The following is a 25713-nucleotide window of genomic DNA, read 5'->3' on the forward strand; positions in this document are numbered from 1 at the left end:
CGAATATTTCCATAGGTCAAAAAATTATGTTATCAAAGATTATAGGCAGTGTCGTTGGCACCAAAAATGACCGCGAACTCAAGCGTATGCGCCGCGTGGTCAGCAAAATCAACGCACATGAGGCTGAAATACAAGCCCTGTCTGATGAGCAATTACAACAAAAAACCGCAGAATTTAAAGAAAGACACCAACAAGGTGAAAGCTTAGACGCCTTATTACCAGAAGCGTTTGCCGTCTGCCGCGAAGCCTCCTTACGCGTCAATGGCATGCGCCACTACGACGTGCAGCTCATCGGTGGTATCACCTTGCACGAAGGCAAAATCGCTGAGATGAAAACCGGTGAGGGTAAAACCTTGATGGGAACCTTAGCGATGTACCTCAATGCTATTAGCGGCAAAGGCGTGCATTTGGTGACGGTCAACGATTATTTGGCGGCGCGTGATGCGGAGTTAAACCGTCCATTATTTGGCTTTTTGGGCATGACGGTTGGCGTCATTTATTCGCAGCAGCCGCCGCAAGAAAAAATCGACGCTTATCAGGCGGATATCACATATGGTACCAATAACGAATACGGCTTTGATTATCTGCGCGATAACATGGTCTTTAGCCTTGCTGAGAAAAAACAGCGTCCGCTAAATTTTTGTATCATTGATGAAATTGACTCCATCTTAATCGATGAAGCGCGAACGCCGCTGATTATCTCGGGTCAAGCCGAAGATTCGTCACGAATGTACGCCCTGATCAATACCATTATTCCGCTATTAAAGCGTTCAAAAGACGAAGAAGCCAATAAGAATAATGAAGAAGAAGATTTTTGGATTGATGAAAAAAACCGTCAAATCGAGATTAGTGAAAAAGGCTATGAAAAAATTGAGCGCTTCTTAATCGAAGTTGGCGAGCTTGGCGAAAACGAAAGTTTATATAGCCCAAGCCGTTTGCCTCTGCTCGCTCACGTTCAAGCGGCGATTCGTGCTCATCATGTCTTTGTGAAAAACGTCCATTATATCGTTGATGACGGCGAAGTGATTATCGTTGATGAAAACACCGGTCGTACCATGCCCGGTCGCCGTTGGTCAGAAGGTTTGCATCAAGCGGTAGAAGCCAAAGAAAACGTCGAGATTCAAGCAGAAAACCAAACGCTTGCGACGACGACTTTCCAGAACTATTTCCGTCTGTATGACAAATTATCGGGTATGACGGGTACCGCTGATACCGAAGCGGCAGAATTTAAATCAACGTATGATTTAGATGTCATCGTGATTCCAACCCATGAGCCGATTGCCCGTATCGATATGGATGATCAAATTTTCTTAACCAAGTTAGGAAAGTATAAAGGTATTATCCGCGAGATTAAAGAGATTCAAGCCAAAGGCGCGCCCGTATTGGTGGGTACGGCAACGATTGAAGCCAGTGAAGAGTTGTCTTACTTGCTGGACCAAGAAGGTGTCAAACATAACGTCCTAAACGCTAAGCAGCATGAGCGCGAAGCAGAAATTATTGCCCAAGCAGGAAGTCCAAAGGCGGTAACGATTGCGACTAACATGGCAGGTCGTGGTACCGATATTATCCTTGGTGGTAATTGGCAGTCATTTATTGAAGATATTGATGCGGTCAGTCCGGAAGAGATGGCGCGTCTCAAAGCGGAATGGCAAGTCAAACATGACCAAGTCGTTGCCGCTGGTGGCCTGCATATCATTGGCTCTGAGCGTCATGAATCACGCCGTATTGATAACCAGCTGCGTGGTCGTGCCGGTCGTCAAGGTGACCCTGGAATGTCACGCTTTTTCTTATCGCTTGAAGACGACTTGATGCGTATCTTCGCCGGTGACCGCGTTGTGAATATGATGCGAGCCATGGGATTAAAAGAAGACGAAGCCATTGAGCATAAAATGGTCTCTAAATCGATTGAAAACGCTCAAGGCAAAGTAGAAAGCCGCGATTTTGATGCCCGTAAAAATCTGTTGAAATATGATGATGTTGCCAATGAGCAACGTAAAGTGATCTATGGTCAGCGTGATGATTTATTGGCAGAGATGGATTTAAAAGAGGCCATCGAAATCATGCATCATGAAGTCTATAACGCCATGATCAATCAGTTTATTCCGCCGGGCTCTATCGATGATCAGTGGAATATCGATGGCTTAGAAGACGAGCTTGAGGATGAGTTTAAAATCTCAATGCCGATTAACGATTGGCTTGATGAAGACCGCCGCCTAGATGAAGAAGGCTTACGTACCAAAATCATCCAAACAGCATTGGATCGTTATCATGCTCGCCGTGAACAAATGGGCGAAAAAGACGCTGCCCAGCTTGAACGTCACTTTATGCTACAAAGTTTGGATAAGCATTGGAAAGAGCATTTAACCCAAATGGATCAGCTGCGTAAAGGAATTCATCTGCGCGGTTATGCACAAAAGAATCCTGAGCAGGAATATAAGCGCGAATCTTTTGAGCTGTTCCAAATGATGCTCGGCGCGATTAAATCTGAAACCGTTCAAGATTTATCCCGTGTTCATATTCCGACCAAAGAAGAGTTAGAAGCGCTCGAAGCTCAGCAGCGGGAGAATGCGGCACAGATGCAAATGCAGTTTGAGCACAGTGATATCGATAATATGGATAGCGGCGTCGAGAGAGCAGCGGCGCAAAACCGCAGTGTTGCTGGCAGTGCGGCTTCAGCCGGTGCTATTGCCGGTAGTGGCAGTAAAAGTGAGCCTGACCCCTATGCTGATATGAATATCAGCCGTAACGCACCGTGTCCTTGTGGTTCAGGGCTTAAATACAAACAGTGTCATGGTAAAATCTAAATATTGATAATCAACCATTGTTAAGTTATGATAAAAAGTCCCTGTCTAGATTAGATAGGGACTTTTTTTATAAGTATAGACGGTTCGATAGAAGAAATTATTCCGGTAATACCTTACCTCTTGGCGTTTTTAAGATAACTTGACGATATTAAAAAATGATATAAAAATTAAGATTAATAAATAGCCTCGGCTTTATAGTGATTAATTACAAATTCAACATAGGCGTGAATTTATGGACACGCTATAGTGTTTAATATATTTCTTTGGAGAGTATAATGAATATAGAATTATTAAAACAGTTGCGTACCTCTGTTGTCCTTACAGGATTGCTCGCTGGCGCCATGACGATTAGCGCCTGTCAGCAAAAACAAGAGCCAGAGCAGAGCTTAGAAGACAATATAAGTGAAGAGCAGTCAGTGCCTATGTCCGCTGAGCCTGCCGAACCAAATGATGTCGTGGTAGATACTCCGGTGAGTGATGTAGAAGAGGATACCGTGGCGTCTGTCACTACTGGCGTCAACCAAATGAGCTATTCGTGTACGCCTGCGCTTGCCGTTGAAGCGACTTATAAAGACGCTGACAAGCAAGTTGTCCTTGAAACCCCTCAAGGTACAGTGACTTTGGCAAAAACCAATGGTGATGCTATTAATCCTGAAGTCTTCAACCTAAATACTTCATTTGACGGTGGCGAAGGCTTTATCCAATGGCGCGTGGCTCATGAAGATCGCGAAACAGGTGTGATGCGTACAGCGGGTGCCGATTCAGAAAACGTCAGCACTTATGAATGCAAAACATCACAGGCTTCTGAAAACAAAACTGCAGAAACAGCAGCCTAACAACAAACACCTCGCATAAAAAAAGCAACGTTGACGTTGCTTTTTTTTGGTTTGGTTATTGAGTTTTTAGCAAAAACGCCTGATACTTTAGAGATGGATTTTTTACAAACGCTATTTTTTATAAACAGTATTATTGTCTTGTTGGTGTGCCAAATAACCTTCTTCATTAACGTCTAACTCTTCATGTTGTAACGCTACTTGAATACTATCGGTATGGGTATGCGTGGTTTTATTAATCTCTATTTCCTGGATAACATGGGTATCTTTAGTAATCGTCGCTACTTGACGCGATAAAACTATCTCAATCGGCGCGTCACCAATCTCAACCTGCTTGCCATTGATGGTCACCACAGCTTTGCTATCTAACGCTGGTTCAACGTGACGCAGTATGTCCTTATCATCATAATTTCCTGATAGTAAATCCTGACTTTCTGCATCCCGATAATCGGTGCGAACGGTAATATATTCTTCTACCAATTCAATAGGGACTTCAATAGTTTTGGAACGTGTGTGCTTGGTCACTGTGACTTTACCAACATCCAAGCGTTCTTTATTTATCACCGGACGCTCTTCTAATAATTCTAAATAGCCACCGTTACCTGTGTTTGCTACGTTACTAGCTAGATTATCTTTGGCATGATTCGTTAAACTTTCCTGTTGGCGGTTTGATACCGCTTGCTGATGATTGGAAATAGAGTGAGATAAGTCAGGCGCAGATAAGTCAGGCGCAGGTAGTTTATTCTCATCACTATGATTGGCAATTTTATCCAAGTGAGAAGATGACGTTGCCGCTAAATGAGACTCTTGATTGATTGGTTGCTGATTAATGGGTTCTTGCTTTACTTGCTGTTGTTCGTTTTTATTGTCATCGGCCGTCATGATTGTATTCCTTAAGAGTAAGTGTAAAAAGAATAGACATAAAAAAGTAGGTATAAAAAAAGACCAGAGACGAGCTCTGATCTTATTTACTGAGCTCATGACTCAGCTGCTAATGACTGTCATACAGTGCCTATTTCGATACTTATTATTGAATTTTAAATACAATTCTCAAAAATCATGCAACTGTATGAAAGCATTGCGTGTTACATACCACGAGCGCGGCGGACGTCTTCGGCAGTGATATCGTCACGATCATAGCGATTGCCTTCACGGTCAACCACATTACCTTGGTCATCGATATCTAGCTCTTCACGTTGAATGGTTTCAACGATGGTTTCGGTACGATGCTCTGAGGTTTTACCGACATTAACTTCTTCCGCTACATACGTTTCTTTATTTACACGGGCACGTTCAGCTTCTAGCTCAACTTCGACCGTTTGGTCACCATCCGCATCGCCGATGCGGCGGTCGGTTGGACGATCTACATTGGTACGCTGGATGTTAGCGTGCTCCTCTTCAAGATCAACATCGACATTGCGCTCTTCAGTCACCACATGCTTACCAACTTTAACTAGCCCGGCAACAATTCGATCTTTATTAACCGTCAAACGCTCTTCCAGTAGCTCTAGCGTATTTGGTGCATTATAAGAATGATCGGCAATTTCCATACGCTCTGCCTCTGGTACAGTGTCAGCCGCGAATGATTGACGATCTTTTTCATATTGCTCTTTATAGCTATACTGATAATCGTGGTCGTATACTTCCATCGCTTCCACTTGTGCTTGTGTCAAGCTATCAAAGAAAACGTCGTCACCGACGATACGAGCGAGACCTGCTGGAACCAACACTTCTTTTGAGCTGAACCAACCGCCTGCGTCAACGATTAAATAACGGATACGACCAGTGGTATCTTCTACTAGCGCGCCTTCAATTTTACCGATTTTTTCTTCATTGACGCCATAAGCAGTTTTACCAGTTGGATCATAATAGTCATCACCAATTAGGTCACGGTGAGTTGCTTGGATATCTCTTAAACGAATTAGTTGGCTCATTATTGTCTTCCTTTTTATGAGTAAATTTATTTGATTGGATTAATAATTATTTTTTATAAAATGGCAATGCGATAAAGTTTGCATTGCCAAAAACTGTTGTATGCTTCTTTAAACTGAACGCTTATAAATTAACAAGATTAGATGAAGAAGATATTTCTGTTGTTATTAATATAATCAATAACTAGCTATCGTTAATAAATAGCCTCTCCATCAACTTGTTATTATCGTAGCAGCAGGTTTTTCGATACGATATATGAGCAAGGTAGCAAAGTGTGCGCTTGAGGTAATTGCGTGTAATAGGCTGTAAATGACGCCGTTACTATATAAAATTAAGTTAAGGCTTTCTTACAGTGATGCACCGCTTTGCGGTATTTGTCATTTTCAGGTATAAAAAAACCGCACAGCCATTAGCAGTGCGGTTTTGAAACTTTAAGAAAATCAGTCGAAATTTTAAATCAGAACTTCGATTTTAAAATCTTAAGCGTTGAATTGGCTTAAACTTAAGCCAGCTCAATGGCAACGGCAACAGCTTCACCGCCACCGATACATAAGGTTGCAACACCTTTTTTACCGCCAGTACGCTTAAGCGAGTTGATAAGGGTGATTAAGATACGTGCGCCAGAGCAGCCAACTGGATGTCCAAGAGCACAAGCGCCGCCTTCGACGTTGACTTTAGCGTGGTCGATTTTAAGCTCATCCATTGCCGCCATGGTCACCATCGCAAACGCTTCATTGATTTCCCATAGATCAACATCGGCCACTGACCAGCCAGCCTTGTCTAGTACTTTTTCAATCGCGCCAATCGGAGCAATGGTAAACTCGCTTGGATGACGAGAGTTAGAAGCGGTAGCAATAATACGTGCTTGATAATCCAAACCTTCGGCTTTGGCTTGAGATTCTTTCATCATCACAACCGCAGCAGCGCCGTCTGAGATTGAGCTGGCGTTTGCCGCTGTAATCGTGCCTTCTTTTGCAAACGCAGGACGCAGCGTAGGAATACGATCTGCATTAGCAAGGGCAGGCTGCTCATCAGTATCGACCGTTTGCTCGCCTTTACGCGATTTGAAAGTGACTGGCTCGATTTCATCTTTAAAATGGTCATCTTTAATCGCTGTCAAGGCGCGATTTAATGATTCAATCGCAAATTCGTCCATTTGCTCACGGGAATAGCCTTTTTCATCAGCCATTTCTTGGGCAAATTGGCCCATTAATTTGCCAGTTTCGGCATCTTCTAAACCGTCTAAGAACATGTGATCTTTGACTTCTTTATGGCCCATACGGTAACCGCCGCGCGACCCTGGCATGAGGTAAGGGGCATTGGTCATTGATTCCATACCACCAGCAACTGCGACATTAAAGCTGCCTGCTTTAATACCATCGTGCGCTTGCATAACCGCTTTTAGACCAGAACCACAAAGTTTATTAATGGTGACGGCACCAGTAGCGTCGTTGAGACCTGCTTTACGCATGGCTTGACGGGCAGGGCCTTGACCAAGACCAGCGGTCAAGATACAGCCCATGATTACTTCATCAATGTTATCAACGCTTACGCCCGAACGCTCAACGGCAGCCTTGATAGCGGTTGCACCCAATTCGGTTGCGCTGACGTCTTTTAGGGCGCCTTGAAAACCGCCCATCGGAGTACGGGCGCCATTTAAAATTACAATTGCATCATTTGACATCGTTATTTTTCCTTTTTCGGTATTTGAAACGAAAGTTTTTTAGTCATTAAAATAAAAATTTTAAGCCAAGTCCATAGGCTTATAAACTAATTGCTAGATAAATTATGCCAGCTCATCTAAGCGAATACGGACTACTTTATCAGTAATCGTCTCTAGCTTCTCAATTTTTTCGATCGCCAGATTCATCTGACTTTCAACCACGGGTAGGGTCAAAATAATCACTGGTACTTGACCAAGCTTATGGGCAGGTTTTTGTAAAATCGCATCGATATTGATACCAGCGTCACTCAAAATACGGGTGATATCGGCTAAAACACCAGGATTGTCATGAGCGTGTACACGCAGGTAATAGCCAGTAATCATTTGCTCAGCGCGCAAGATAGGCGTGTTTGATAATTGCTCAGGGATAAAGGCTAGATGCGGCACATGGTGACCGTTCGTGCTTTCATTGTTGCTATCTTTACTACCAAGAACGCGAACCAAATCCATCACATCAGCCATGACGGCAGAAGCCGTTGCTCCAGCACCAGCGCCATCACCGCAATACAGCGTTTGCCCAAGTGGGTGCGAGTTGACCAGTACCGCATTTTTTACGCCGTTAACGTTAGCAAGTAAGGCATTTTGTGGAATTAACGTTGGATGAACACGCAGCTCGATACCAGCCGCGTCATTATTACCTTGGCCATCGCCTTGGATGTCACGGCGAACGGCAAAACCTAGATGCTTAATACGGTAACCAAGCTCTTCTGCGTAGTTGACGTCCTGTAAAGTGATGCCCGTGATACCTTCGCAGTAAACTTTATCAAACTGTAGTGGAATACCAAAGGCGATAGAGGCGAGAAGGGCGAGCTTATGCGCGGCATCAATACCTTCAACGTCAAACGTTGGATCAGCTTCGGCGTAACCCAGCGCTTGCGCCTCACTTAAAACATCAGCAAATGGGCGACCTTTATCACGCATTTCGGTCATGATAAAGTTGCCCGTGCCATTAATGATACCGGCAAGCCACTCAATCTTATTAGCTGCAAGCGCTTCACGCATGACTTTAATAATCGGGATACCACCAGCCACCGCCGCCTCATAAGCAACGTGTACGTTATTGGCTTCCGCAAAGGCGAAAATCTCATTACCGTGTTCCGCGAGCAATGCTTTATTAGCCGTAACCACATGTTTGCCGTGTTTGATGGCATGCATAATCACATCTTTAGCCAGTGTCGTACCACCAATCACTTCGATGACAATATCGACGTTGTCACTGGCGGCAGTCGCCATCAAGTCACTGTTTTGCATGATATTAGGGTCAATATCGTCACGCTGACGGCGGGTACCGACTTCGGTAATCACAATGTCGCGTCCGCTACGGCGTTTTAATTCATCTAAATTATCACTGATTAGGTTGATCACGCCCGTTCCGACGGTGCCTAGACCAAGTATCGCTAGTTTGATGGATTTGCTCACAGTATCCTCAAGAGATTATAGAGTTGGATAAAAATGCTTCTATGGCAGCGCTTATATAAAAACACTTCTACAAAAGTACTTAAAAAGCGGCTTATAAAAAGAAGAAGGGTATAAAAATATACGGCTAATTTTACCTAGCGCTTCATCGTATCATACCGACAAGCGCTTGTGGCGTCTACCCAATCTCAATGTCGCTAAAGTCAGCAATATCAAGATAGACGACTAGCTGGCATCTATCGCTGTTTGTGCCAACTGGGCAGCTGGTAAATAACCGCCGATTTGTTGTCCAGATTCGGTAAAGATAGCTGGGGTGCCGCGAACACCAAGCGACATTCCAAGCTCGATTTGCTCTTTCACCGGGCTATTACAGCTAGGCGCTTGGACGTTGGCGCCCATTTTTGCTTGATCCATCGCAGCTTTGCGATCTTCGCTACACCAGATGGCTTCCATCTTTGGAATGCTGCCTTCGCTGCGCGGCCATGCCAAATAGCGCACTTCAATGCCGCGTGCATTGATATCGCCCATTTCTTCATGGAGCTTGGTGCAATAAGGGCAGTCGGCATCGGTAAACGCATAAACAACCGACTTGGTCGCGCCTTTTGCTGGATAAATAACCATGTCTTTTTTATCAACCGCTTTTAGAGCGTCTTGCGCGGTTTTGGCGACCAAGGCGCCACTGATATCAACGGGCGCATCTTGCCCAACGGCGATGATTTGCCCTTGGATAATGTGTTTGCCAGATTTATCGGTAAAAAACGATGGTAAGCCCGATGCCGTTACCCAGTAAATATCGTCCATATCTGTTGGTACGGCTGAAATGATTTCTTCTTCAATCCCTGAGGCTTTTAGATTTGCTTGTAAGGCTTTGACCACTGTTGCGTCGTTATCGGCGACTTGCGCAGTGCTGACTTTGGCTTCGGCGTTATTGACGATGCTTGTATTGCTGGTCGCATCAGCCGCATTATTTGAGCAGCCTGCTGCAACCACAATCAGCAATGCGCCCATCATCATCCGCGATAAAGGCTTGCGTGAAAACATAGCGTGAGAAGCGGTGGCTTTAGAGAAAGAAGGTAAAAACATAGGGTGTTTCCTTTAGGCGGTGATGCCTAAGCAAGATATAGATATAAAAACAGGGACATAAATAGTGTATGAACGCTTAGCCCATATACGCTAGATTTTGTTGTCAGCGCGATATATTTCAAGGATGAGGTGCAATTTATTGATAATAAAAGATAAGTAGCAATACTTGTTATATTAACATATTTTTAGAAATAACCACTAAAGGCTATTTGTTGACATTGCCAACTTTATTAACGGTAAATATTATCGGCAAATGTATTATTTACAGATAGCCATTAAAAAGTCGATATAAAATACATTTGCACTATTTCATCTAGGTTTATGTCTAGGTAGGCTACGGTCATAAACATTAACTTAATCATTAAAACAATTTTTTTATTTTCTTTTTAACTTTCTAAGGAGACTGTATGGCAGGTGCCAGCTTGTTAGCCCTACTCGATGATATCAGTGTGATACTCGATGACGTTTCAGTCATGACTAAAATCGCTGCCAAAAAAACAGCGGGAGTGTTGGGTGATGATTTGGCATTGAACGCTGAACAAGTCACTGGTGTCAAAGCAAATCGTGAGCTACCAGTGGTTTGGGCGGTTGCTAAAGGCTCGTTGCTAAATAAGCTGATTTTGGTGCCAGCAGCGATTCTTATCAGTGCCATTTATCCGCCTCTCATCACATTTTTGCTTATGTGCGGCGGCTTGTTTTTGGTTTATGAAGGCGCTGAAAAAGTCATTCACCGATTTTGGCCGCATGCTCTGCCGAATGACGAAGAGCAAAATGCCCGCCGCCAAGCTAACTCTGATGAAAGCGTCGATTTAGTGGCTTTCGAAAAAGAGAAAATCAAAGGCGCGGTGCGAACCGATTTTATTTTATCCGCAGAGATTATTGTGATCGCGCTTGGAGCAACGGCCACAGCCACTTTGTTACAACGCAGTTTGGTACTGTCGATTTTAGCCATCGGTATTACGATCGGTATTTATGGTTTGGTCGCTGGAATTGTAAAAATCGACGACTTGGGTCTTCATATGATGAAGAAAGAGGGCGAATTTACTCAAAAAGTTGGTAAGGTTCTATTTACGGCCGCCCCTAAGTTGATGAAGTTTTTATCGATCGCGGGAACCTTGGCGATGTTCTTAGTTGGCGGTGGTATCTTAGTACACGGCATTAATTTTTTACACCATGAAGTTGAGGATATTGCTCATTTGACTGGTGTGTTTGATAGCTTTACTACGGCGTTATTAAATGGCGTTATCGGCTTTATTATTGGTGCCGCTATCGTTGCTTTATTTACAGTTATTAATAAAATACGTCATAAAGACGAGCCCTCTGCGCATTAAGTGGTTCGTCAGTTGCTTTGACTGCATTCATTAAAAAAGCATGGTAAAGAAATCGTAAAAAAGCCCCAACGTTGCTGACAACTTTGGGGCTTTGATATTTTATGAAAACTTATTTGTAACCGTTATTAGCTTTCGCTATCGGAGTCATCAGCACCTGAGCCATCAGATTCTGGTTTTTCAGTTTGCGTTGGCTTTTTATTCTCCGCTTTAGGCTTACGCGTACGCGCCTTTGGTACTTTTGGCGTGGTTAAGTTAAACATACCTTTTTGTGGCAGTAATTGCTCAGCCACGTTTTCGATCATGTTTTTATAACTGGCGATGGTTGTTTTTGACTTCGCCGCCTGAATTTCCTCTTTTGTCGCTTGCTCTGATAGCTGTTCAGTTGACGCTGATGCTTGCTTGGTTTCGCTTTGCTCGACATCAGAATCAGCCTCTTTAGCCTCAGCATCTGCTGCTGCAACGTTTTCCGTTTCTACAGCATTAACCTCAGATTGCACAGCATTATCCGCTTCCAGTGCTTGCTCTACTTTTAGCAGCTGCTCACTATCTGCGCTGATATCAGCCGTTTGACCTTGATTAGCCAGCGCAGTCGCTTCCACATTATGCGCATCAACTTCGCTATCTGCTTGTTTAGAGTCATTTTTCTGCTCTTCGTTAGCCGTCGTTTCGATTGACTCTTTGTAGTCAGGATGCTGACCGCGTGGGTCGTTGCTTGCCCGCTTGCTAATAGGCCGTGGCTCAACGGCTGTCTTACCTTGTGCGGCGGCAAACTGACTGACCGCTTGCGTCATCGCCTCAAAGCGTGCGAGATAATCCACTGCTAAAGGCTCATAACCGTAGTTGCTAAAGTCGAAATCACGGTTAGCGCTTTCGTTGGTTGCAATCTTATGCTCACCACTGTCATCGAGATTGTCGCTTTTCGCATTAGTCTGCTCTAAATGCAAAATGATAGCAGCGTTAAAGCAGTTAATCACCCCTTCAGCGGCTAAGCGTGCTTGCGCCTCTGGTAAGGTTGCACGAATAAACTCACCAACCGTCCCGCGAATGGTTGGAGCGATTGTAGCAATCTGCTTTTCTTGCTCATTTTTCTGAGGCGATTGAGCCTGCTGACGACGTACCACGCGTGGATCATTGCTGGCTTGGCCAAATTTTTCAGCGGTCACGTAGCGTTTAGCAAACAAGGCTTCATGGTCAAGCTCAAACGCCGATGGATTGCTACTGTTGGTATCATCCGTACTAGAATCAACATTAGAAGCAATTTTCTGAGCTTTCTCTGTAGCTGCGCCATTGTCAGCGTTAACGTCCAATTGCTTTTGGCTATCAGTCTTGACAGCAGTACGACTGTTAGACGTTGATTGCTCATCTACCGCTGGTTTTGTAGCGTCGACGTTATGCCCGTCTGCAGATTTGGCATCGGATTTTTGTGCTTTATCCTCAGTAGCGCTTAGCTGTGCTGCATCTGTTTTCACTTCTGCCAGTCCTGAGTCATTTTTAGCTGTTTTAGCAGTATCGGCTTGCTTATTACGCTTTTGACTGCTATCAATCTCGCTGCTATTCTTAGCTGCTTGGTTGTCAGTATGGTGCTCGCCAGTTTTAGGCTTATCAGCATTTTTCGAACTGCTGTCTTGTTGACTCGAGTGCTCTGTATCAGCTCGATTGCGCGCTTTTTCTGAAGTTTGCTTTTCAGAAGCTTGGCGTGCTGGTGCAGATTTACTGTCATCTAAAGATAAATGTACAACTTCTGGCGACTTGAGTTCCGTGGCTGCTTCATTGACTTGTAATACGACTTCGTCAGGATCTTGATGACGGCGCGCACTGGTTTGGTTTTTGTCATTGCCATTGACATTGTCAGCGTTCTTAACACCTTGCTGGGCAATTTGTTGTTCGCTTTGTGGCTGTTTTTGCTGGGTATTATCAGCGCTTAACGTTTCACCGCGCTCAAGTTTACCGCGGGAGTGGCGCTGACTGTTTGATTTACGCTTGGTACGCGATTGCTCATCTGTAGCATTAGCGTTCTTATTATCAGAGTCACTGCGCTCACCAGTGCGATTTTCATCCCTATTACGACCCTCGTCTTGACGATTATTGCGATTACGGTCGTTAGAACCCTTATTGTCCTGATGGCGTTTATCTTGGCCATCAGCTGGTTTGTCATCAGTGCTGGTTGAGCTGCTATCTACAATGTTGCTAGTAGCGTTATTATTGTTTCCATCTGATTGCTCTTTTCTTTGACGCGTTTTAGAAGGTCTTGATTTACGCGGTTTACGTCTTCTTCTGTCTTCAGCGTCTCGATTATCATCGGCATTGCTATCAACTGCTTGCTGACGATTACCATTAGCATTTGACTGTTGGTTATTGGCGGCCTGATTGCTCTCTGGTTGCGGCGCTACTGGGGCTTGATTGTTAGCATTTAACGCACTGTTATCGACTTGCCCAAACGAACCAAGGCTTTTCGCGCCCGTGTTTACCAGTGTTTCAATAGCTTCGGCAGCATCACGACTACTGACGTTAGGCGTCGTTGATGCTTGTGGCGCTTGCGCGAATAAATTGGACAACCAAGCAACTGCTTGCGGTTGCGCGGCGGCGGCATTGTTGCTTTGCGTTGCTTCAGTCGGCGTACTTTGTGGCTGAGTTTGTCGTTGGGATGCGCGTGCTGATGAAGCATTGCTACCGTTAGCATTGGCATTGCTACGATGGTCATTACTATGACTGGTCGAGCTTTGTTGGTGTTGCTGTGCATGCTGTTGGCTATTGGCACGAGTAGTCGATTGGCTACTGTTATTGCTGTTATTATCGGCTACTTGACGTGGCTGACGCGTTGGCTGCTGCTCAGGGCGCACTGAATCAGCGGTTTGCCAATCAACATTGTAGCCAAGATCGCTATGTTCTTGCTGCTGCGTGTCGGTGATACGCTCATAGCTTGATGGGGCAAAACCATCGCGATTAAAGTGCAGTTTAAAATTAGGCGATTCTAAATGGGCATGCGGTAGGATGGTGATTCGTGTACCACTGTCTTGCTCAAGATAAACCAAGCTATCGCGCTTTTCGTTTAATAAAAACGCTGCGATATCAGTTGGCACTTCGGCTTGTACTTCGCCTTGACGTTCTTTAAGAGCGATTTGCTCAATCTGACGCATAATTGACAGTGACAGCGAGCGCAAATCACGAATCATGCCATTGCCATGACAACGTGGGCAAATATAGCCCGTTGATTCTTCTAATGATGGACGCAGACGTTGACGGCTCATTTCCATCAAACCAAATTTTGATATATCGCCAAATTGAACGCGAGCACGGTCATATTTGGTCGCATCAACCAGACGTTTTTCCACTTCTTTTTGGTGTTTATTGTCATTCATATCGATGAAGTCAATGACAATCAAGCCACCCATGTCGCGCAGACGTAGCTGGCGAGCAATCTCGTCGGCGGCTTCTAGGTTGGTATGGTATGCGGTTTCGGCGACATCTGAGCCTTTGGTCGATTTGGCTGAGTTGATATCAATAGAAACCAATGCTTCAGTTTGGTCAATAACGATTGAGCCACCTGATGGCAAGCGAACTTCACGTTGATAGGCCGTTTCGATTTGTTTTTCGATATTAAAACGTGAAAACATCGGCTCATAATCGGTATATTTGCGCAATTTTTCTGCTTGTTTTGGCATCACCGCATCGATAAAACCCGCTGCTTCAATGTAAGCATTTTCGTTATCAATCCAAATCTCGCTGATGTCGTCGCGCAGGTAATCACGAACAGCACGTGTGACCACGCCCGCTTCTTGGTGTACCAATCGCGGTGAAGGATATTTTTGATTTTGTTCTTGAATGGCTTGCCAGATATTAAGCAAGTGATTTAAATCGTGTTGCAAATCTTCTTGAGTCTTACCAATACCAGCAGTACGAATGATGACGCTCATGCCTTTTGGCAAATCAAGATTACCCAGCATACGCTTCATATCTTCGCGCAATTTACCCGAGATTTGACGCGAAATTCCGCCGCCACGCGGGTTGTTTGGCATTAATACTAGATAACGACCTGCTAAGGATACATACGTTGATAATGCCGCGCCTTTATTACCGCGCTCTTCTTTTTCAACTTGGACGATTAACTCATCGCCTTCTTTAATGAGTTTTTTGATGTTTTCATCGCGTGGATTACCACTCAGATATTCAGCAGAAATTTCGCGAATTGGCAAAAAGCCTTGACGCTGTGAGCCATATTCGACAAATACCGCTTCAAGCGACGGCTCGACGCGGGTGACGTGACCTTTATAAATGTTGGATTTTTTTTGTTCGCGGGTACGGTTTTCTAAATCGAAATCGTAAAGATGATTACCTTTACAAAGGGCAACGCGAATTTCTTCGTTTTGAGTAGCGTTGATTAAAATGCGTTTCATATTTGAATCCTATGAGTACGCATAACAACGACGGGGCAGGCTTTAAGGCAAGATAGCAAGTGCGGTTAAGGATAAATTAACCTGAGCAGATATTAGTGAGCGGTAGAACGTAAAGCAAGAATAACGGCAAGCACATGAGCTTTTCGCAACTGCTTTTTGACCTAAGATATATTAGCGATTTATCCTGCTAATGTTGGTAACGTTCGTATAGACAAGGTAGGGTGTAAAGCTACTATCTATATCAGTATTATGAGTAGGCTTGGTCTAACGATTAAGGCACGCGCGGGTTTGTGGTCTTATATGACAGCCATTTTATCCAAGGTCAATCCGCACACTTTGTAAGGGCGGCGATGGATAAGGACTGAGATTTAAGAGGTCACAATTACCAAAAAAGCAGCGTGTTGTCACAATTAATCAATCAAGGTCTAGCAATCATATCGCTGTTAATAAAGAACTGTTTTATTTATAAGTGGTGTTGCATAAAACAGTGCCGTGCAGCGGTTATCCATTTAGGTAAAGCAATTGGTCATTCTTTATTTATCGTTCTTTTGGGTATCACGTCAATAATATCTGGGGTGTTTTAAAGCTAGGTGGCGCTGTTCTAATCATCAGCGGGGCGTACTTGGCAAACAGAATAAATGACCGGCTTATCGGCGCGGTGTCTCTTGTCTATCCTACTTAGCGTGCTCTGTTTGACCACCAATACTCAGGCAGCTTTCGATAATCAGTTAATGATGCTCGATTCTGGCTTTAAACGACCCATACTTGCTCAACTGTGCGCTAAAGGACTGGCTGATAACTAATCATGCGTGATAAGTAATTATCAAAATAAGTCGTGGTTAGGCGATAGTGAGTAAATGTTAAGTTGTTAGCGCTCAATAAAATTGTTTTTAGCCAATTTATCAAAGCGATGTTGTCTAATATCACAGTGTTTTGTATTGATAAAAAACTATATTACTAAAAAACGTTGTACTAAAAATTTTGGGTACTGATACATCCTATATATAGATAATTATCAGCGTTGTTCTTACAATTTATGGGGCATTATAGGGTATATCAAGGGATATAACACCCTTAAAATCAGATGAAACGCACAAGTTTGGCAACTTTTATCGCAGCCATTGCCTTACTACCCAGTAGTAAGAATGACGCAATATTGTCTGCAACAACAAGGAATTATTGTCGCAGCCTCTGCTTAATTGGCGCTCAACATGCTAAACTATAGCAAATCTTTGTGTAAATACCTAACTAAAAATGACAAACTCAAAAATGACAACCGATCAACCTATCCATGAAGCTCCTGCTATCTTTAATAGCAAAACGCGCCCGCAAAGTGCTGATGACGAAATCAGTAACTTTGAAAAGGTGAATTACCTTGAAGTTACGCGCCATCAGCATGACCAGCGTTTGGACAACTTTTTACTCAATCGCTTAAAAGGGTTGCCTAAGTCTCATATCTATAAAATGATTCGCTCAGACGAAGTGCGCGTCAATAATAAACGCTGTAAAGCGCATGATAGATTGCAGCGCGAAGACGTCGTGCGTATTGCGCCTGTCCAGCTAGCAACCCGTGATAAACCGATTATCAGCTCTGAGTTTGCCAATAACTTATTGGCGCGTGTGGTCTACGAAGATGAAGGCTTGATTGTGCTCAATAAACCATCAGGTATTGCCGTTCATGGCGGTAGTGGGGTAGATTTTGGTGTTATTGAAGCCATGCGCGAAGTGACGGGCAAAAAATATCTCGAGCTGATCCACCGTATCGATAAAGATACCTCCGGTTTGCTGATGATTTCTAAAAAGCGATCAGCGTTGAAAGTGCTACAGCAACATCTTGTCGATAAAACCATTCAAAAGCATTATCTATGTATCGCTAAAGGTCAGCCTGCACTGAACGAACAACGTATCGATGCGCCATTACTAAGATATACGCTCGCTAGCGGTGAGCGCCGCGTGAAAGTAGATGTGCAAGATCCTCAAGCCAAAGAAAGTCAGACAGATGTTATCGTTCACGGTCGTTTTACGCTGAATGAACAGCCAGTGAGCTTGATTGAAGCAAAACCGTTGACGGGTCGTACCCATCAAATCCGCGTGCATTTAGCGCATATTGGTCATGCTATCTTAGGTGATGATAAATACAATGTGCATGACAAATCGGGCGTGCATCGTTTGTGTTTACATGCGTGGCGTTTAGATATTCCTGGTTATGAGACTATTACCGCACCATTACCAGATGAGATGGCAGACTGGTTACCTGCTGACATTCAGCTTCCTAAATAAGCTTAAAATGCTGCTATCTCGATTTGAACTCAGCATCAAGTCCAAATTTGAGTTTTAAATGAATATGAAGTATCAACGTCACGATTGCTTATTTGATGATGTCCTAGCCAAATAAATAACCGTGACGTTTTCATATTTGCCATTTATTATTTGTTAAAGGTTAGTCCATGACAGCATCTATCGCTAGTAAATCAGCACTAGCTCATACTTCTGAGTTATCAGCTGACCATCATTTAGCCAATAAAACCCTGATTATTTTTGATTGGGACGGTACCTTAATGGATTCGATTGGTCTAATTGTTGAGTCGATGCATATAGCGGGCGAGACGCATGGCTTTACAACCACTGATCAAGCGGTCAGAGACATTATTGGGCTGAGCTTGATGCATGGCATTGAGATTTTATATCCGCAAGCAACTGAGGCGCAGAAACTGGCCATCCAGCAAAGTTATGCAGACTACTATATTCCGAACAGCCATCGAACACCGTTTTTTACGCCTATTGAAAATATGCTCCTGACATTAAAGCAGCAAGACAAAAAGCTTGCAGTCGCTACAGGTAAAAAAAGAAGAGGGTTAGATCGAGTGTTAGATGGCTCTGACAGTCATCATTATTTTGCAGTCACGCGCTGTGCCGACGAATCAGGCTCAAAACCTGATCCGCAAATGCTGAGCGATATCTTAGACTACACTAAGCAGTCGATCTCGCAGGCGGTATTCATTGGTGACAGTATCTATGATATTCAAATGGCCAACCGTTTGGGCATGACCAGCGTTGCCGTCAATTATGGTACAGCATCAAGTAGTGAGCTTGCCGCCGAGCAACCAACATATCAAGTGGACACGCCGCAAGAGTTAGTGGCATTATTATGCGCATAAATTATGTGCTTAACTAAAACCTCATTTAAGCTGAGTACATGGAATTCTCAAAAAATAACCAACCATAAAAAAGGGTTTATCGTTATCAACGATAAACCCTTTTGAAATTTCTACTGAATAAACTGGGTAGTCTATTTAGCACTTTTTTACTTATCAGCGCTTTGGTCGCTATTTTCTATTACGTTTCCTTGGTTTTCAGTAACAGCTGTCTCAGTATTTTTGTCATCATTCAGCTGATATTCATACCATTTACCCATGACCCCTGCTAGCTCATCAAGGCCTTCTTTTCTTAGCGCTGAAAATAGCTGAATCGTACAGTTTAAGCCCAATTGCTTGAGTCTTTTGCGGGTATTAAGCAGGGCGTTTTTAGACGCGCCATATTTAAGCTTGTCCGCTTTGGTCAATAAGATATGTACCGGCAACTCACCATCTTTTGCCCAATGCAGCATTTGCTCATCAAAGAATTTAAGCGGATGACGGATATCTGTCATCAGCACCAAACCAGCAAGGCTTGAGCGCGACACCAAGTATTCTTCAAGCTCAACTTGCCATTCTTTTTTCATCTCAAGTGGGACGGCCGCATAACCATAACCTGGTAAATCAACCAAACGCGTATCTGTATCGCCGATACTAAAAAAGTTGATCATTTGCGTTCGACCAGGCGTTTTAGACGAGCGCGCCAGTTGACGCTGATTGGTCAGCGCATTGATAGCGGACGATTTCCCAGCATTTGAACGACCAGCAAAAGCGACTTCTAATCCAACATCAGGCGGACAAAGACGAAAAGTCGGCGCCGACGTCATAAATTCAGTCTGCTGGATACGCTGACGGGCTTTGGTATTAAAATTCGCATGTTCGGCGGCGACATCTTTAAACGGGGTACTCATAAATGACTCATTAATCTTAAAAAATAGATACAGTAGTGAAAAGTTTCTGAATTGTGCAGGGCTTTAAGCCACACCTAAAATCGGTGAGCTGCAAAAATAGGGCTTCAATAATATAAGTGTTTTAGGATAACGCCTATTCTATACTATTACGCCGCTTAGTTATGGAAATAACGATTATTACCCTCATATTGTTCTTAACACACCATCAGATTAAAGTAGGTTTTACAGCTAAAGTTTGCCTAATTAGACCACGTTAACAAAGCTAAACTATATTTATATATATTAATATGACATATATTGTTACAATCTTTAGTAAGATAGAGTAAATGATAGTTGAACGATAGACGCTTAATAAATTCATGGATTAAGCGCATGAAGAAAAGAGATGAGGTGTCCTATGTTTTCAATCACCAACATTTTTGCCAAAAGCGCTCGCTTTTTAGCCACTAGTAGCGCCGCGCTAATAATCAGTATGGCTATGCTCAGTAATGCTGGCGCTGCTGACATTGCAACCTCTTATAATAACTCATGTGCCGCCTGTCACGATAGTGGCGCGCTAAATGCGATTAAAAAAGGCGACAGCGCCAAATGGCAACAGCTTATCAAGCAAAAAGGCATGCCAGCGCTGGTTAAGTCCGTCAAAAATGGTATGATTCAGATGCCAGCAGGCGGATTATGCGAAAATTGTAGTGACGATGATTACCGTAAGCTTATCGAATATATGAGCAAGTAACAGACAAGCATTCGAAGTAAAACTGTCATTCAGCATGAAAAGCTAAAATAATCATTTAAGTAAATAATATGAGGCGCAAGGTTGATAGACCTTTTGCGCTTTTTGTTTTTTATACTTCTTGTTTTTTATTGAGTGAGCAAAGGTGATAGCAGTAGAAAAAACAGTCAATGCTGCGATTAAGTAGGCAAATAGTAAAAAGTCTTGCTATAATAATCCAAAATAAACCCTGATATTAGTAAGTACTTTCGGGCTGCTTGTGATAAAGACCAGATAATATATGGCTTAGTCGTTTAGATAATGGCCTTGTGCCTGTTGTGTCTTTTGATAATGCAATCACTCTAAATAATGCTTACGTCGAGTTAGTAGGATTTGTATCAATGAAAAAGTTAATCGCTGCCGCCAGCTTATGTGTTGCAAGTTTCAGCGTACAAGCTGCTATTATTGTTCCTGAACATGACGTCAATGCAGGTAAGCAAATTGCAGAAACCGTTTGTGCGGCTTGTCATGGTGTTGATGGTGTTAGTCCTGTGCCAGCCCAGCCGAATCTTGGTGGTCAAAACGTAAAGTACTTATATAAACAATTGGTAAATTTTAAATCAGGCTATCGTAAAAACGGTATCATGCAATCACAAGTCGCCAATTTATCTCAGCAAGATTTAGCCAACGTCGCAGGCTATTATGCAAGCCAAAAACCTTGGGGCGTGGCATTTGGTAATCCTGCAACCACACAAGAGGCAACTAAGCTCTTTTTAGGTGGTGATAAATCACGCGGCGTTATCGGCTGTTCAGGCTGTCATGGTCCAGATGCTGCAGGTAACGTTTGGGCTGCATTTCCCCGTTTAGGTGGACAGCATGCGGAATATATTGCCACGCAGCTAAAATTGTTCCGTGCAGCAGGACGCGCTGATGATGTCGATAGCGATGAGCAAAAACGTGTCAACGATGCGGCAAAAGAAGGCGAGAAGGGTATGATGCAAACGGTTGCTTCAAAACTATCGGATCGCGATATTCGTATCTTGGCAGATTATGTGAGTGCAGTTCACTAATTCGCTCCCTATTTAACGGCTATATGCTTAATGTGCGTGGCTAGATCAAATGCTAAGTTGCCCAATGTTATGCAGCCGTTATAATGTAGCTATTAAACCCCGATTTCGGGGTTTTTTTATAACTCTCAGTCCTTATATAGCTGACATGGGCTTTGATAATACTTATAAGAATTAAGTCGCCTTTATACAAAATACCATAGGAAATATGGGTATTTATCAGTGCTTTATATCATTAAATATTATTCACTTTGAATCGCTTGGATTTGGATTATGATGATTCGCTATGCTTCTTACTTTATCGCAGCGCTGCTACCGTTATTGTTATTTCGCTGGTTTGCTCCAGCGTCCATAGGCGAGATTGATTTTTGGTTGCTTTGGCTGTTGGCGATGGTATTAGTCTCACTACCCGTGGTCTATGCTGAGATTGCTTTGGCTTATCGTAGTGCTGAGGCGCCTTTGGCTGGTATGCAAAAGCTGACACGCGAAGCCGATGCCAGCTCCTTATGGCGCGGCTTTGGTTGGTTAGCGGCATTGGTTTCTATCATTATTGCAGCGCTTGTCATATCGGGTGCGAGCACGGGGATTTTAGCGGCTTTAACAGAACTAAATAGCGCGCCTGATGTACCAAGCTTTGCCATTGCGGCAGGATTAATGGTTATTGCGATTTTATTAAGCTTATTAGGTGTGGCGCCATTGCCAATTGGTTTGGGGTTGATGCTGATCGGTTTGTTATTGGGCGTGATGAACGGTCTACCAAATACTGCTTTTGCCATGACCAATATTAGCTTAATTGAGTGGGCACGCGCAGTGGCCTTAGCGTTAGTCAGTGTAGGAGCAGGAACAGGATTATACTGGTTCGGTCAAAATCTAGTGAGCAATCAAGCCGTCACTGCGGTAGGAGTTGATAATCACAACGCACAAAAATCTTCTCGCCATCACGCGACGCAAGAATATCGGGCGACTAAACTTGTACTACCGATTTGGATATTACAGCTCGTGGTTGGCGTAGTTGCTTTATTTATGAGCGGTATTGGACTACCACCGATTGGTCAGTTACTGTACTGGGTTGGCGTGCTGTTTGTGGTTAGCTATTTACTACACTATAGTACGCAGCAATTGGCGCATAAATTTGGATTGCTGGTCAGTCTAATATTAACTCTTGTGATAGCACTATTATTAGTTGTTGCTATTCCCACCCATTGGCTGGTCGGTATCTTAGTTGTCATTAGTAGTATCGCCGTATTATTACTGTCAATTTTCGCCGGTTGGCAGATGAAAATTAGCCATTTGCGTAAGTCTTTAAACTTTGGTAACGAAGCTTTCTATAACTTATGGCGGGTAGCGATACGATTAATTGTGCCTCTAGCCTTACTTTTAGCATTAATCGGCTGGGTGATGCAGTGGTTAAGTTAATAGCTGCGGCTGACAACGATCAGGCTAGCAATATTGATATTAGAGACAATAACGCTTTAAAGCAATCTGAACATAGTGGTTTGATAACGGTATATCTGGCGTATGCAGAAGAAGCGAAGCTCCAGCATTATCTAACTATCCAAGTCAGTCAGGGCGCAACTTTGTATGAAGCACTGGCGCAGGCGGGTTGGTTGTCGCAATTTGATGAGCTAGCAACATGGTGTGAGCAGGTTGCTGATATGACGACGCCAACAGCTAAGCGTTGGCATGTCGGGGTATACGCGCAAAAGCAGCCGCTCAATTATCAATTGCAGCCTTTTGATCGGATAGAAGTATATCGCAGCTTAAGCGCTGATCCTATGTCTCAGCGCAAAAGTAAGTCTCGCGGTTGATTGACAGAAGTTGCTATCAGACTTACGAAGCAGGGAGGCTATCGATACCTTCGATGCGAGTTACCAAACCATTATCATCGAAATAGACGATTAAATGCTGGCTGGCATTTTTGACATCGGCAATACCTTGGCGGCGACCTTCTGTTCCTGCTTTATAGTCATAAATATAATCCCAGCGTTTTGGCGCTAGTGTGTCTCTAATCGCTGGGCTACCAAGAATATAAAGTACCTGATTTTGATTCATACCCACTTGCAGTTTTTGCGCTTGCGTTTGAGTAATGGCGGTTCCTTGTGGCAAATCAATCTTATACACACTCAGTAATGAGCAGCCAGACATAGCCACAGTGGCACCAAGTATAGTACTCATGGCAATCTTGCGTAATACGTTTGCAGAGCTTAACGAACGAAAATTAAAGGTCTTTATCATGGTAAAATGACTCATAAAGAATGGGTTAGGCGCTGCTAAAAACCGATAATAGGGGTCTTGCAGGCAATCTTGCACAAATGATACGTCATTTACTTGCAATTGCCTACCACTTACGACATTATTTACCAAGCGCTATTTTGCCGCATTTATTATTTATATTTTAAATTCATACACTTGGCATCAGATTTTTATAAAAAAATGTCTTAAGAGCACGATTAATAATCGCTGATTTTTTATGATTCTAATTTTTTATCAGCAATTAATACCAATCATTGATGTTTATTTAACTCCTGTTTTTTTGAATTCATTTGCTAAGACTTTCATAGTCAGAAGGGATATTATGGCTTCTTTTACCAATCAAGATTTACGTAAAGCGGGTTTAAAAGTAACGTTACCACGAATCAAAATTTTAGAGCTGCTTGAGAGTGCGGAGCTGCATCACATGAGTGCAGAAGAGGTGTATAAAGCGCTGATTGACCAAGGTGAGGATGTGGGGCTGGCAACCGTTTATCGCGTATTAACGCAGTTTGAGCAAGCGGGTATTGTTGAGCGTCATAATTTTGAAAACAATCTCTCAGTGTTTGAGATTACCCAAGAAGAGCATCACGACCATCTGGTTTGTGATGTTTGTGGCAAAATTGTCGAGTTTCATAATAAGACAATCGAAGAAGAACAAACGAAAGTAGCCGAAGAGCATGGTTTTAGGCTATCGGGTCATTCTCTGGTGCTGTACGGTATTTGTGATAATCAAGCTTGTAGAGACAACGCAAAATAAGCGTTTTAGCAACCAGTCAACTGATATTGTTAATGCAAAAACGATTAATTTAACAGCTATAAAAAAGCCCTCACATTCGATGAGGACTTTTTGACGGATAAATATTAATGCAGTGATGATATCCTAAGTAATATCTAACGATAAACTATCGGCGCCTTCATCTAAATTAGCCGTACCATTTTTGCTGCTTAGTTTGATTTTTAAGCGTAAATCGTTAGGGGAGTCGGCGTGAAGAATGGCTTCTTTATAAGTAATTTCACCATTTTCGTATAAATCAAATAACGCTTGGTCAAAGGTTTGCATGCCGCTATCACGTGAGCGCGTCATCACATCTTTGATTTCATGAACCTCGCCTTTACGAATATAGTCGCTGATCAGCTGTGAGTTTAATAAAATCTCAATAGCAGCTCGACGACCTTTACCATCAGGCGTTGGAATCAATTGCTGAGCGATAATGGCTTGTAAGTTTAAGGATAAATCCATAAATAACTGATTATGGCGACTGGTTTCAAAGAAGTGAATGATACGGTCAATCGCTTGGTTGGCGTTGTTGGCGTGCAGTGTTGCGAAGACCAAATGTCCCGTTTCTGCATATTGAATCGCGTAGCTCATGACTTCGCGGTTACGAATCTCACCAATCAAGATAACATCGGGTGCTTGACGCAAGGTGTTTTTTAGACCTGCTTCAAAAGAGTGGGTATCGATGCCAACTTCACGCTGAGTAATAATACAACCGCGATGCTTATGCACAAACTCAATCGGATCTTCGATAGTAATGATATGACCATGCGAGTTTTGGTTGCGGTGTCCAATCATTGCAGCAAGCGTGGTCGATTTACCTGTACCTGTAGCACCAACGAGTAAAATAATACCGCGCTTTTTCATGGCCAGCTCTTTTAGAGCTGGCGGCAGGCGCAGCTCTTCAACGGTTGGAATTTTATTTTCGATTTTCCGTAAAATCATTCCTGCCATATCACGTTGGATAAAGGCACTGACCCGAAAACGAGCTTGCTGCGCCTGATCCGCAATGGCAAATTGACACTCATTGGTCTCTTCAAACTCTTTTTGCTGGCTTGGTGTCATTACCCCTTTAACCAATCTCATGGTTTGCTCAGCGGTTAACGGCGTTTTACCTACGGGCAAAATTTTGCCATTTATTTTCATGGACGGCGCGACGTCAGCAGTAATAAAAAGGTCAGAGCCATTTTTATTAATCATCAACTGTAAAAGTTTATCAATGTCCATAACGTACCTACATTTGGAGTATATAGATTAAATTTGCTGCCATAAACTTTTAAAGCGTGCCAATAACGCTCATTAAGAATAAATAAAACCAAGCAAAAATCTATGAGTGTCTATTTGTGAT

At 43.2% G+C, this 25713-nt stretch carries 19 protein-coding genes; 10 read left to right on the forward strand and 9 right to left on the reverse strand.

Going from position 1 to position 25713, the window contains the following annotated elements; all coding sequences use genetic code 11:
- Positions 1 to 26 precede the first annotated feature (26 nt).
- Both secA and B4K26_RS05855 read left to right on the forward strand, forming a co-directional pair.
- Positions 27 to 2804: a preprotein translocase subunit SecA gene (secA, locus tag B4K26_RS05850; RefSeq protein ID WP_296244109.1), complete on the forward strand. Its 2778-nt coding sequence runs from the start codon at positions 27 to 29 to the stop codon at positions 2802 to 2804.
- Between the two features lie 275 nt (positions 2805 to 3079).
- Positions 3080 to 3640, forward strand: coding sequence for a hypothetical protein (locus tag B4K26_RS05855; RefSeq protein ID WP_296244110.1), 561 nt, complete (start codon positions 3080 to 3082; stop codon positions 3638 to 3640).
- A 111-nt stretch (positions 3641 to 3751) separates the two neighbouring features.
- Here B4K26_RS05855 and B4K26_RS05860 read toward each other — a convergent pair whose 3' ends face one another.
- The 5 genes from B4K26_RS05860 to B4K26_RS05880 form a co-directional block, all read right to left on the reverse strand.
- Positions 3752 to 4519 (reverse strand): YsnF/AvaK domain-containing protein, encoded by a 768-nt coding sequence (locus B4K26_RS05860; RefSeq protein ID WP_296244112.1) that lies wholly within the window; start codon positions 4517 to 4519, stop codon positions 3752 to 3754.
- A gap of 203 nt (positions 4520 to 4722) precedes the next feature.
- Entirely contained in the window at positions 4723 to 5571 is an 849-nt protein-coding gene (locus B4K26_RS05865; protein WP_296244114.1) for a PRC and DUF2382 domain-containing protein, read from the reverse strand.
- A 500-nt stretch (positions 5572 to 6071) separates the two neighbouring features.
- The gene (locus tag B4K26_RS05870) at positions 6072 to 7253 is read right to left on the reverse strand and encodes a thiolase family protein (RefSeq protein ID WP_296244115.1); all 1182 of its coding nucleotides are present in this window, start codon (positions 7251 to 7253) and stop codon (positions 6072 to 6074) included.
- 102 nt (positions 7254 to 7355) lie between these two features.
- Positions 7356 to 8711: a homoserine dehydrogenase gene (locus tag B4K26_RS05875; RefSeq protein WP_296244116.1), complete on the reverse strand. Its 1356-nt coding sequence runs from the start codon at positions 8709 to 8711 to the stop codon at positions 7356 to 7358.
- A gap of 222 nt (positions 8712 to 8933) precedes the next feature.
- A complete protein-coding gene (locus B4K26_RS05880) occupies positions 8934 to 9791 on the reverse strand; it encodes a DsbC family protein (protein ID WP_296244117.1) in 858 nt (285 codons plus the stop codon).
- 407 nt (positions 9792 to 10198) lie between these two features.
- Between B4K26_RS05880 and B4K26_RS05885 the strand changes: the two genes are divergently transcribed.
- Positions 10199 to 11122, forward strand: coding sequence for a DUF808 domain-containing protein (locus B4K26_RS05885; RefSeq protein WP_296244118.1), 924 nt, complete (start codon positions 10199 to 10201; stop codon positions 11120 to 11122).
- Between the two features lie 125 nt (positions 11123 to 11247).
- Here B4K26_RS05885 and B4K26_RS05890 read toward each other — a convergent pair whose 3' ends face one another.
- A complete protein-coding gene (locus B4K26_RS05890) occupies positions 11248 to 15516 on the reverse strand; it encodes an Rne/Rng family ribonuclease (protein WP_296244119.1) in 4269 nt (1422 codons plus the stop codon).
- A gap of 1269 nt (positions 15517 to 16785) precedes the next feature.
- On the opposite strand from B4K26_RS05890, the gene B4K26_RS05895 reads away from it, so the two are divergent.
- Together B4K26_RS05895 and B4K26_RS05900 are read left to right on the forward strand one after the other, a co-directional pair.
- Positions 16786 to 17796 (forward strand): RluA family pseudouridine synthase, encoded by a 1011-nt coding sequence (locus tag B4K26_RS05895; RefSeq protein ID WP_296244120.1) that lies wholly within the window; start codon positions 16786 to 16788, stop codon positions 17794 to 17796.
- A gap of 167 nt (positions 17797 to 17963) precedes the next feature.
- Positions 17964 to 18674 carry an HAD-IA family hydrolase gene (locus B4K26_RS05900; protein ID WP_296244122.1) on the forward strand — a complete coding sequence of 237 codons (711 nt, stop codon included), beginning with the start codon at positions 17964 to 17966 and terminating at the stop codon, positions 18672 to 18674.
- Between the two features lie 146 nt (positions 18675 to 18820).
- Here B4K26_RS05900 and yihA read toward each other — a convergent pair whose 3' ends face one another.
- Positions 18821 to 19561, reverse strand: coding sequence for a ribosome biogenesis GTP-binding protein YihA/YsxC (gene yihA / locus B4K26_RS05905; RefSeq protein WP_296244124.1), 741 nt, complete (start codon positions 19559 to 19561; stop codon positions 18821 to 18823).
- Between the two features lie 397 nt (positions 19562 to 19958).
- Here yihA and B4K26_RS05910 point away from each other — a divergent pair, with 397 nt between their 5' ends.
- From B4K26_RS05910 to B4K26_RS05925, 4 genes are all read left to right on the forward strand, one after another.
- Positions 19959 to 20294: a c-type cytochrome gene (locus tag B4K26_RS05910; protein ID WP_296244125.1), complete on the forward strand. Its 336-nt coding sequence runs from the start codon at positions 19959 to 19961 to the stop codon at positions 20292 to 20294.
- A gap of 377 nt (positions 20295 to 20671) precedes the next feature.
- On the forward strand, positions 20672 to 21340 hold the full coding sequence (locus B4K26_RS05915) for a c-type cytochrome (RefSeq protein WP_296244128.1): 669 nt from the start codon (positions 20672 to 20674) through the stop codon (positions 21338 to 21340).
- A gap of 270 nt (positions 21341 to 21610) precedes the next feature.
- The gene (locus tag B4K26_RS05920) at positions 21611 to 22753 is read left to right on the forward strand and encodes a hypothetical protein (protein WP_296244130.1); all 1143 of its coding nucleotides are present in this window, start codon (positions 21611 to 21613) and stop codon (positions 22751 to 22753) included.
- Entirely contained in the window at positions 22741 to 23145 is a 405-nt protein-coding gene (locus B4K26_RS05925; RefSeq protein WP_296244132.1) for an RnfH family protein, read from the forward strand. The genes B4K26_RS05920 and B4K26_RS05925 overlap by 13 nt, the downstream gene beginning before the upstream one ends.
- 22 nt (positions 23146 to 23167) lie before the next feature.
- On the opposite strand, the gene B4K26_RS05930 is transcribed toward B4K26_RS05925, so the two are convergent.
- Complete coding sequence (locus B4K26_RS05930; protein WP_296244197.1) at positions 23168 to 23587, reverse strand: outer membrane protein assembly factor BamE; 420 nt, start codon at positions 23585 to 23587, stop codon at positions 23168 to 23170.
- 325 nt (positions 23588 to 23912) lie between these two features.
- Between B4K26_RS05930 and fur the strand changes: the two genes are divergently transcribed.
- Positions 23913 to 24347, forward strand: coding sequence for a ferric iron uptake transcriptional regulator (gene fur, locus B4K26_RS05935; protein ID WP_296244133.1), 435 nt, complete (start codon positions 23913 to 23915; stop codon positions 24345 to 24347).
- 123 nt (positions 24348 to 24470) lie between these two features.
- On the opposite strand, the gene B4K26_RS05940 is transcribed toward fur, so the two are convergent.
- Entirely contained in the window at positions 24471 to 25592 is a 1122-nt protein-coding gene (locus tag B4K26_RS05940) for a PilT/PilU family type 4a pilus ATPase (protein ID WP_296244134.1), read from the reverse strand.
- Between the last annotated feature and the right edge of the window lie 121 nt (positions 25593 to 25713).

The sequence above is a fragment of the Psychrobacter sp. UBA6766 genome, assembly GCF_002453355.1.
Classification (GTDB): Bacteria; Pseudomonadota; Gammaproteobacteria; order Pseudomonadales; family Moraxellaceae; genus Psychrobacter.

Excerpts from the sequence above, each read along its gene's own strand:
- B4K26_RS05915 (WP_296244128.1), top strand. The coding sequence starts at position 20,672 with ATGAAAAAGTTAATCGCTGCCGCCAGCTTATGTGTTGCAAGTTTCAGC.
- B4K26_RS05865 (WP_296244114.1), bottom strand. The coding sequence starts at position 5,571 with ATGAGCCAACTAATTCGTTTAAGAGATATCCAAGCAACTCACCGTGAC.
- B4K26_RS05860 (WP_296244112.1), bottom strand. The coding sequence starts at position 4,519 with ATGACGGCCGATGACAATAAAAACGAACAACAGCAAGTAAAGCAAGAA.
- B4K26_RS05880 (WP_296244117.1), bottom strand. The coding sequence starts at position 9,791 with ATGTTTTTACCTTCTTTCTCTAAAGCCACCGCTTCTCACGCTATGTTT.
- fur (WP_296244133.1), top strand. The coding sequence starts at position 23,913 with ATGGCTTCTTTTACCAATCAAGATTTACGTAAAGCGGGTTTAAAAGTA.
- B4K26_RS05900 (WP_296244122.1), top strand. The coding sequence starts at position 17,964 with ATGACAGCATCTATCGCTAGTAAATCAGCACTAGCTCATACTTCTGAG.
- B4K26_RS05920 (WP_296244130.1), top strand. The coding sequence starts at position 21,611 with ATGATGATTCGCTATGCTTCTTACTTTATCGCAGCGCTGCTACCGTTA.
- B4K26_RS05885 (WP_296244118.1), top strand. The coding sequence starts at position 10,199 with ATGGCAGGTGCCAGCTTGTTAGCCCTACTCGATGATATCAGTGTGATA.
- B4K26_RS05890 (WP_296244119.1), bottom strand. The coding sequence starts at position 15,516 with ATGAAACGCATTTTAATCAACGCTACTCAAAACGAAGAAATTCGCGTT.
- B4K26_RS05910 (WP_296244125.1), top strand. The coding sequence starts at position 19,959 with ATGTTTTCAATCACCAACATTTTTGCCAAAAGCGCTCGCTTTTTAGCC.
- secA (WP_296244109.1), top strand. The coding sequence starts at position 27 with ATGTTATCAAAGATTATAGGCAGTGTCGTTGGCACCAAAAATGACCGC.
- yihA (WP_296244124.1), bottom strand. The coding sequence starts at position 19,561 with ATGAGTACCCCGTTTAAAGATGTCGCCGCCGAACATGCGAATTTTAAT.
- B4K26_RS05855 (WP_296244110.1), top strand. The coding sequence starts at position 3,080 with ATGAATATAGAATTATTAAAACAGTTGCGTACCTCTGTTGTCCTTACA.
- B4K26_RS05870 (WP_296244115.1), bottom strand. The coding sequence starts at position 7,253 with ATGTCAAATGATGCAATTGTAATTTTAAATGGCGCCCGTACTCCGATG.
- B4K26_RS05940 (WP_296244134.1), bottom strand. The coding sequence starts at position 25,592 with ATGGACATTGATAAACTTTTACAGTTGATGATTAATAAAAATGGCTCT.
- B4K26_RS05930 (WP_296244197.1), bottom strand. The coding sequence starts at position 23,587 with ATGAGTCATTTTACCATGATAAAGACCTTTAATTTTCGTTCGTTAAGC.
- B4K26_RS05895 (WP_296244120.1), top strand. The coding sequence starts at position 16,786 with ATGACAACCGATCAACCTATCCATGAAGCTCCTGCTATCTTTAATAGC.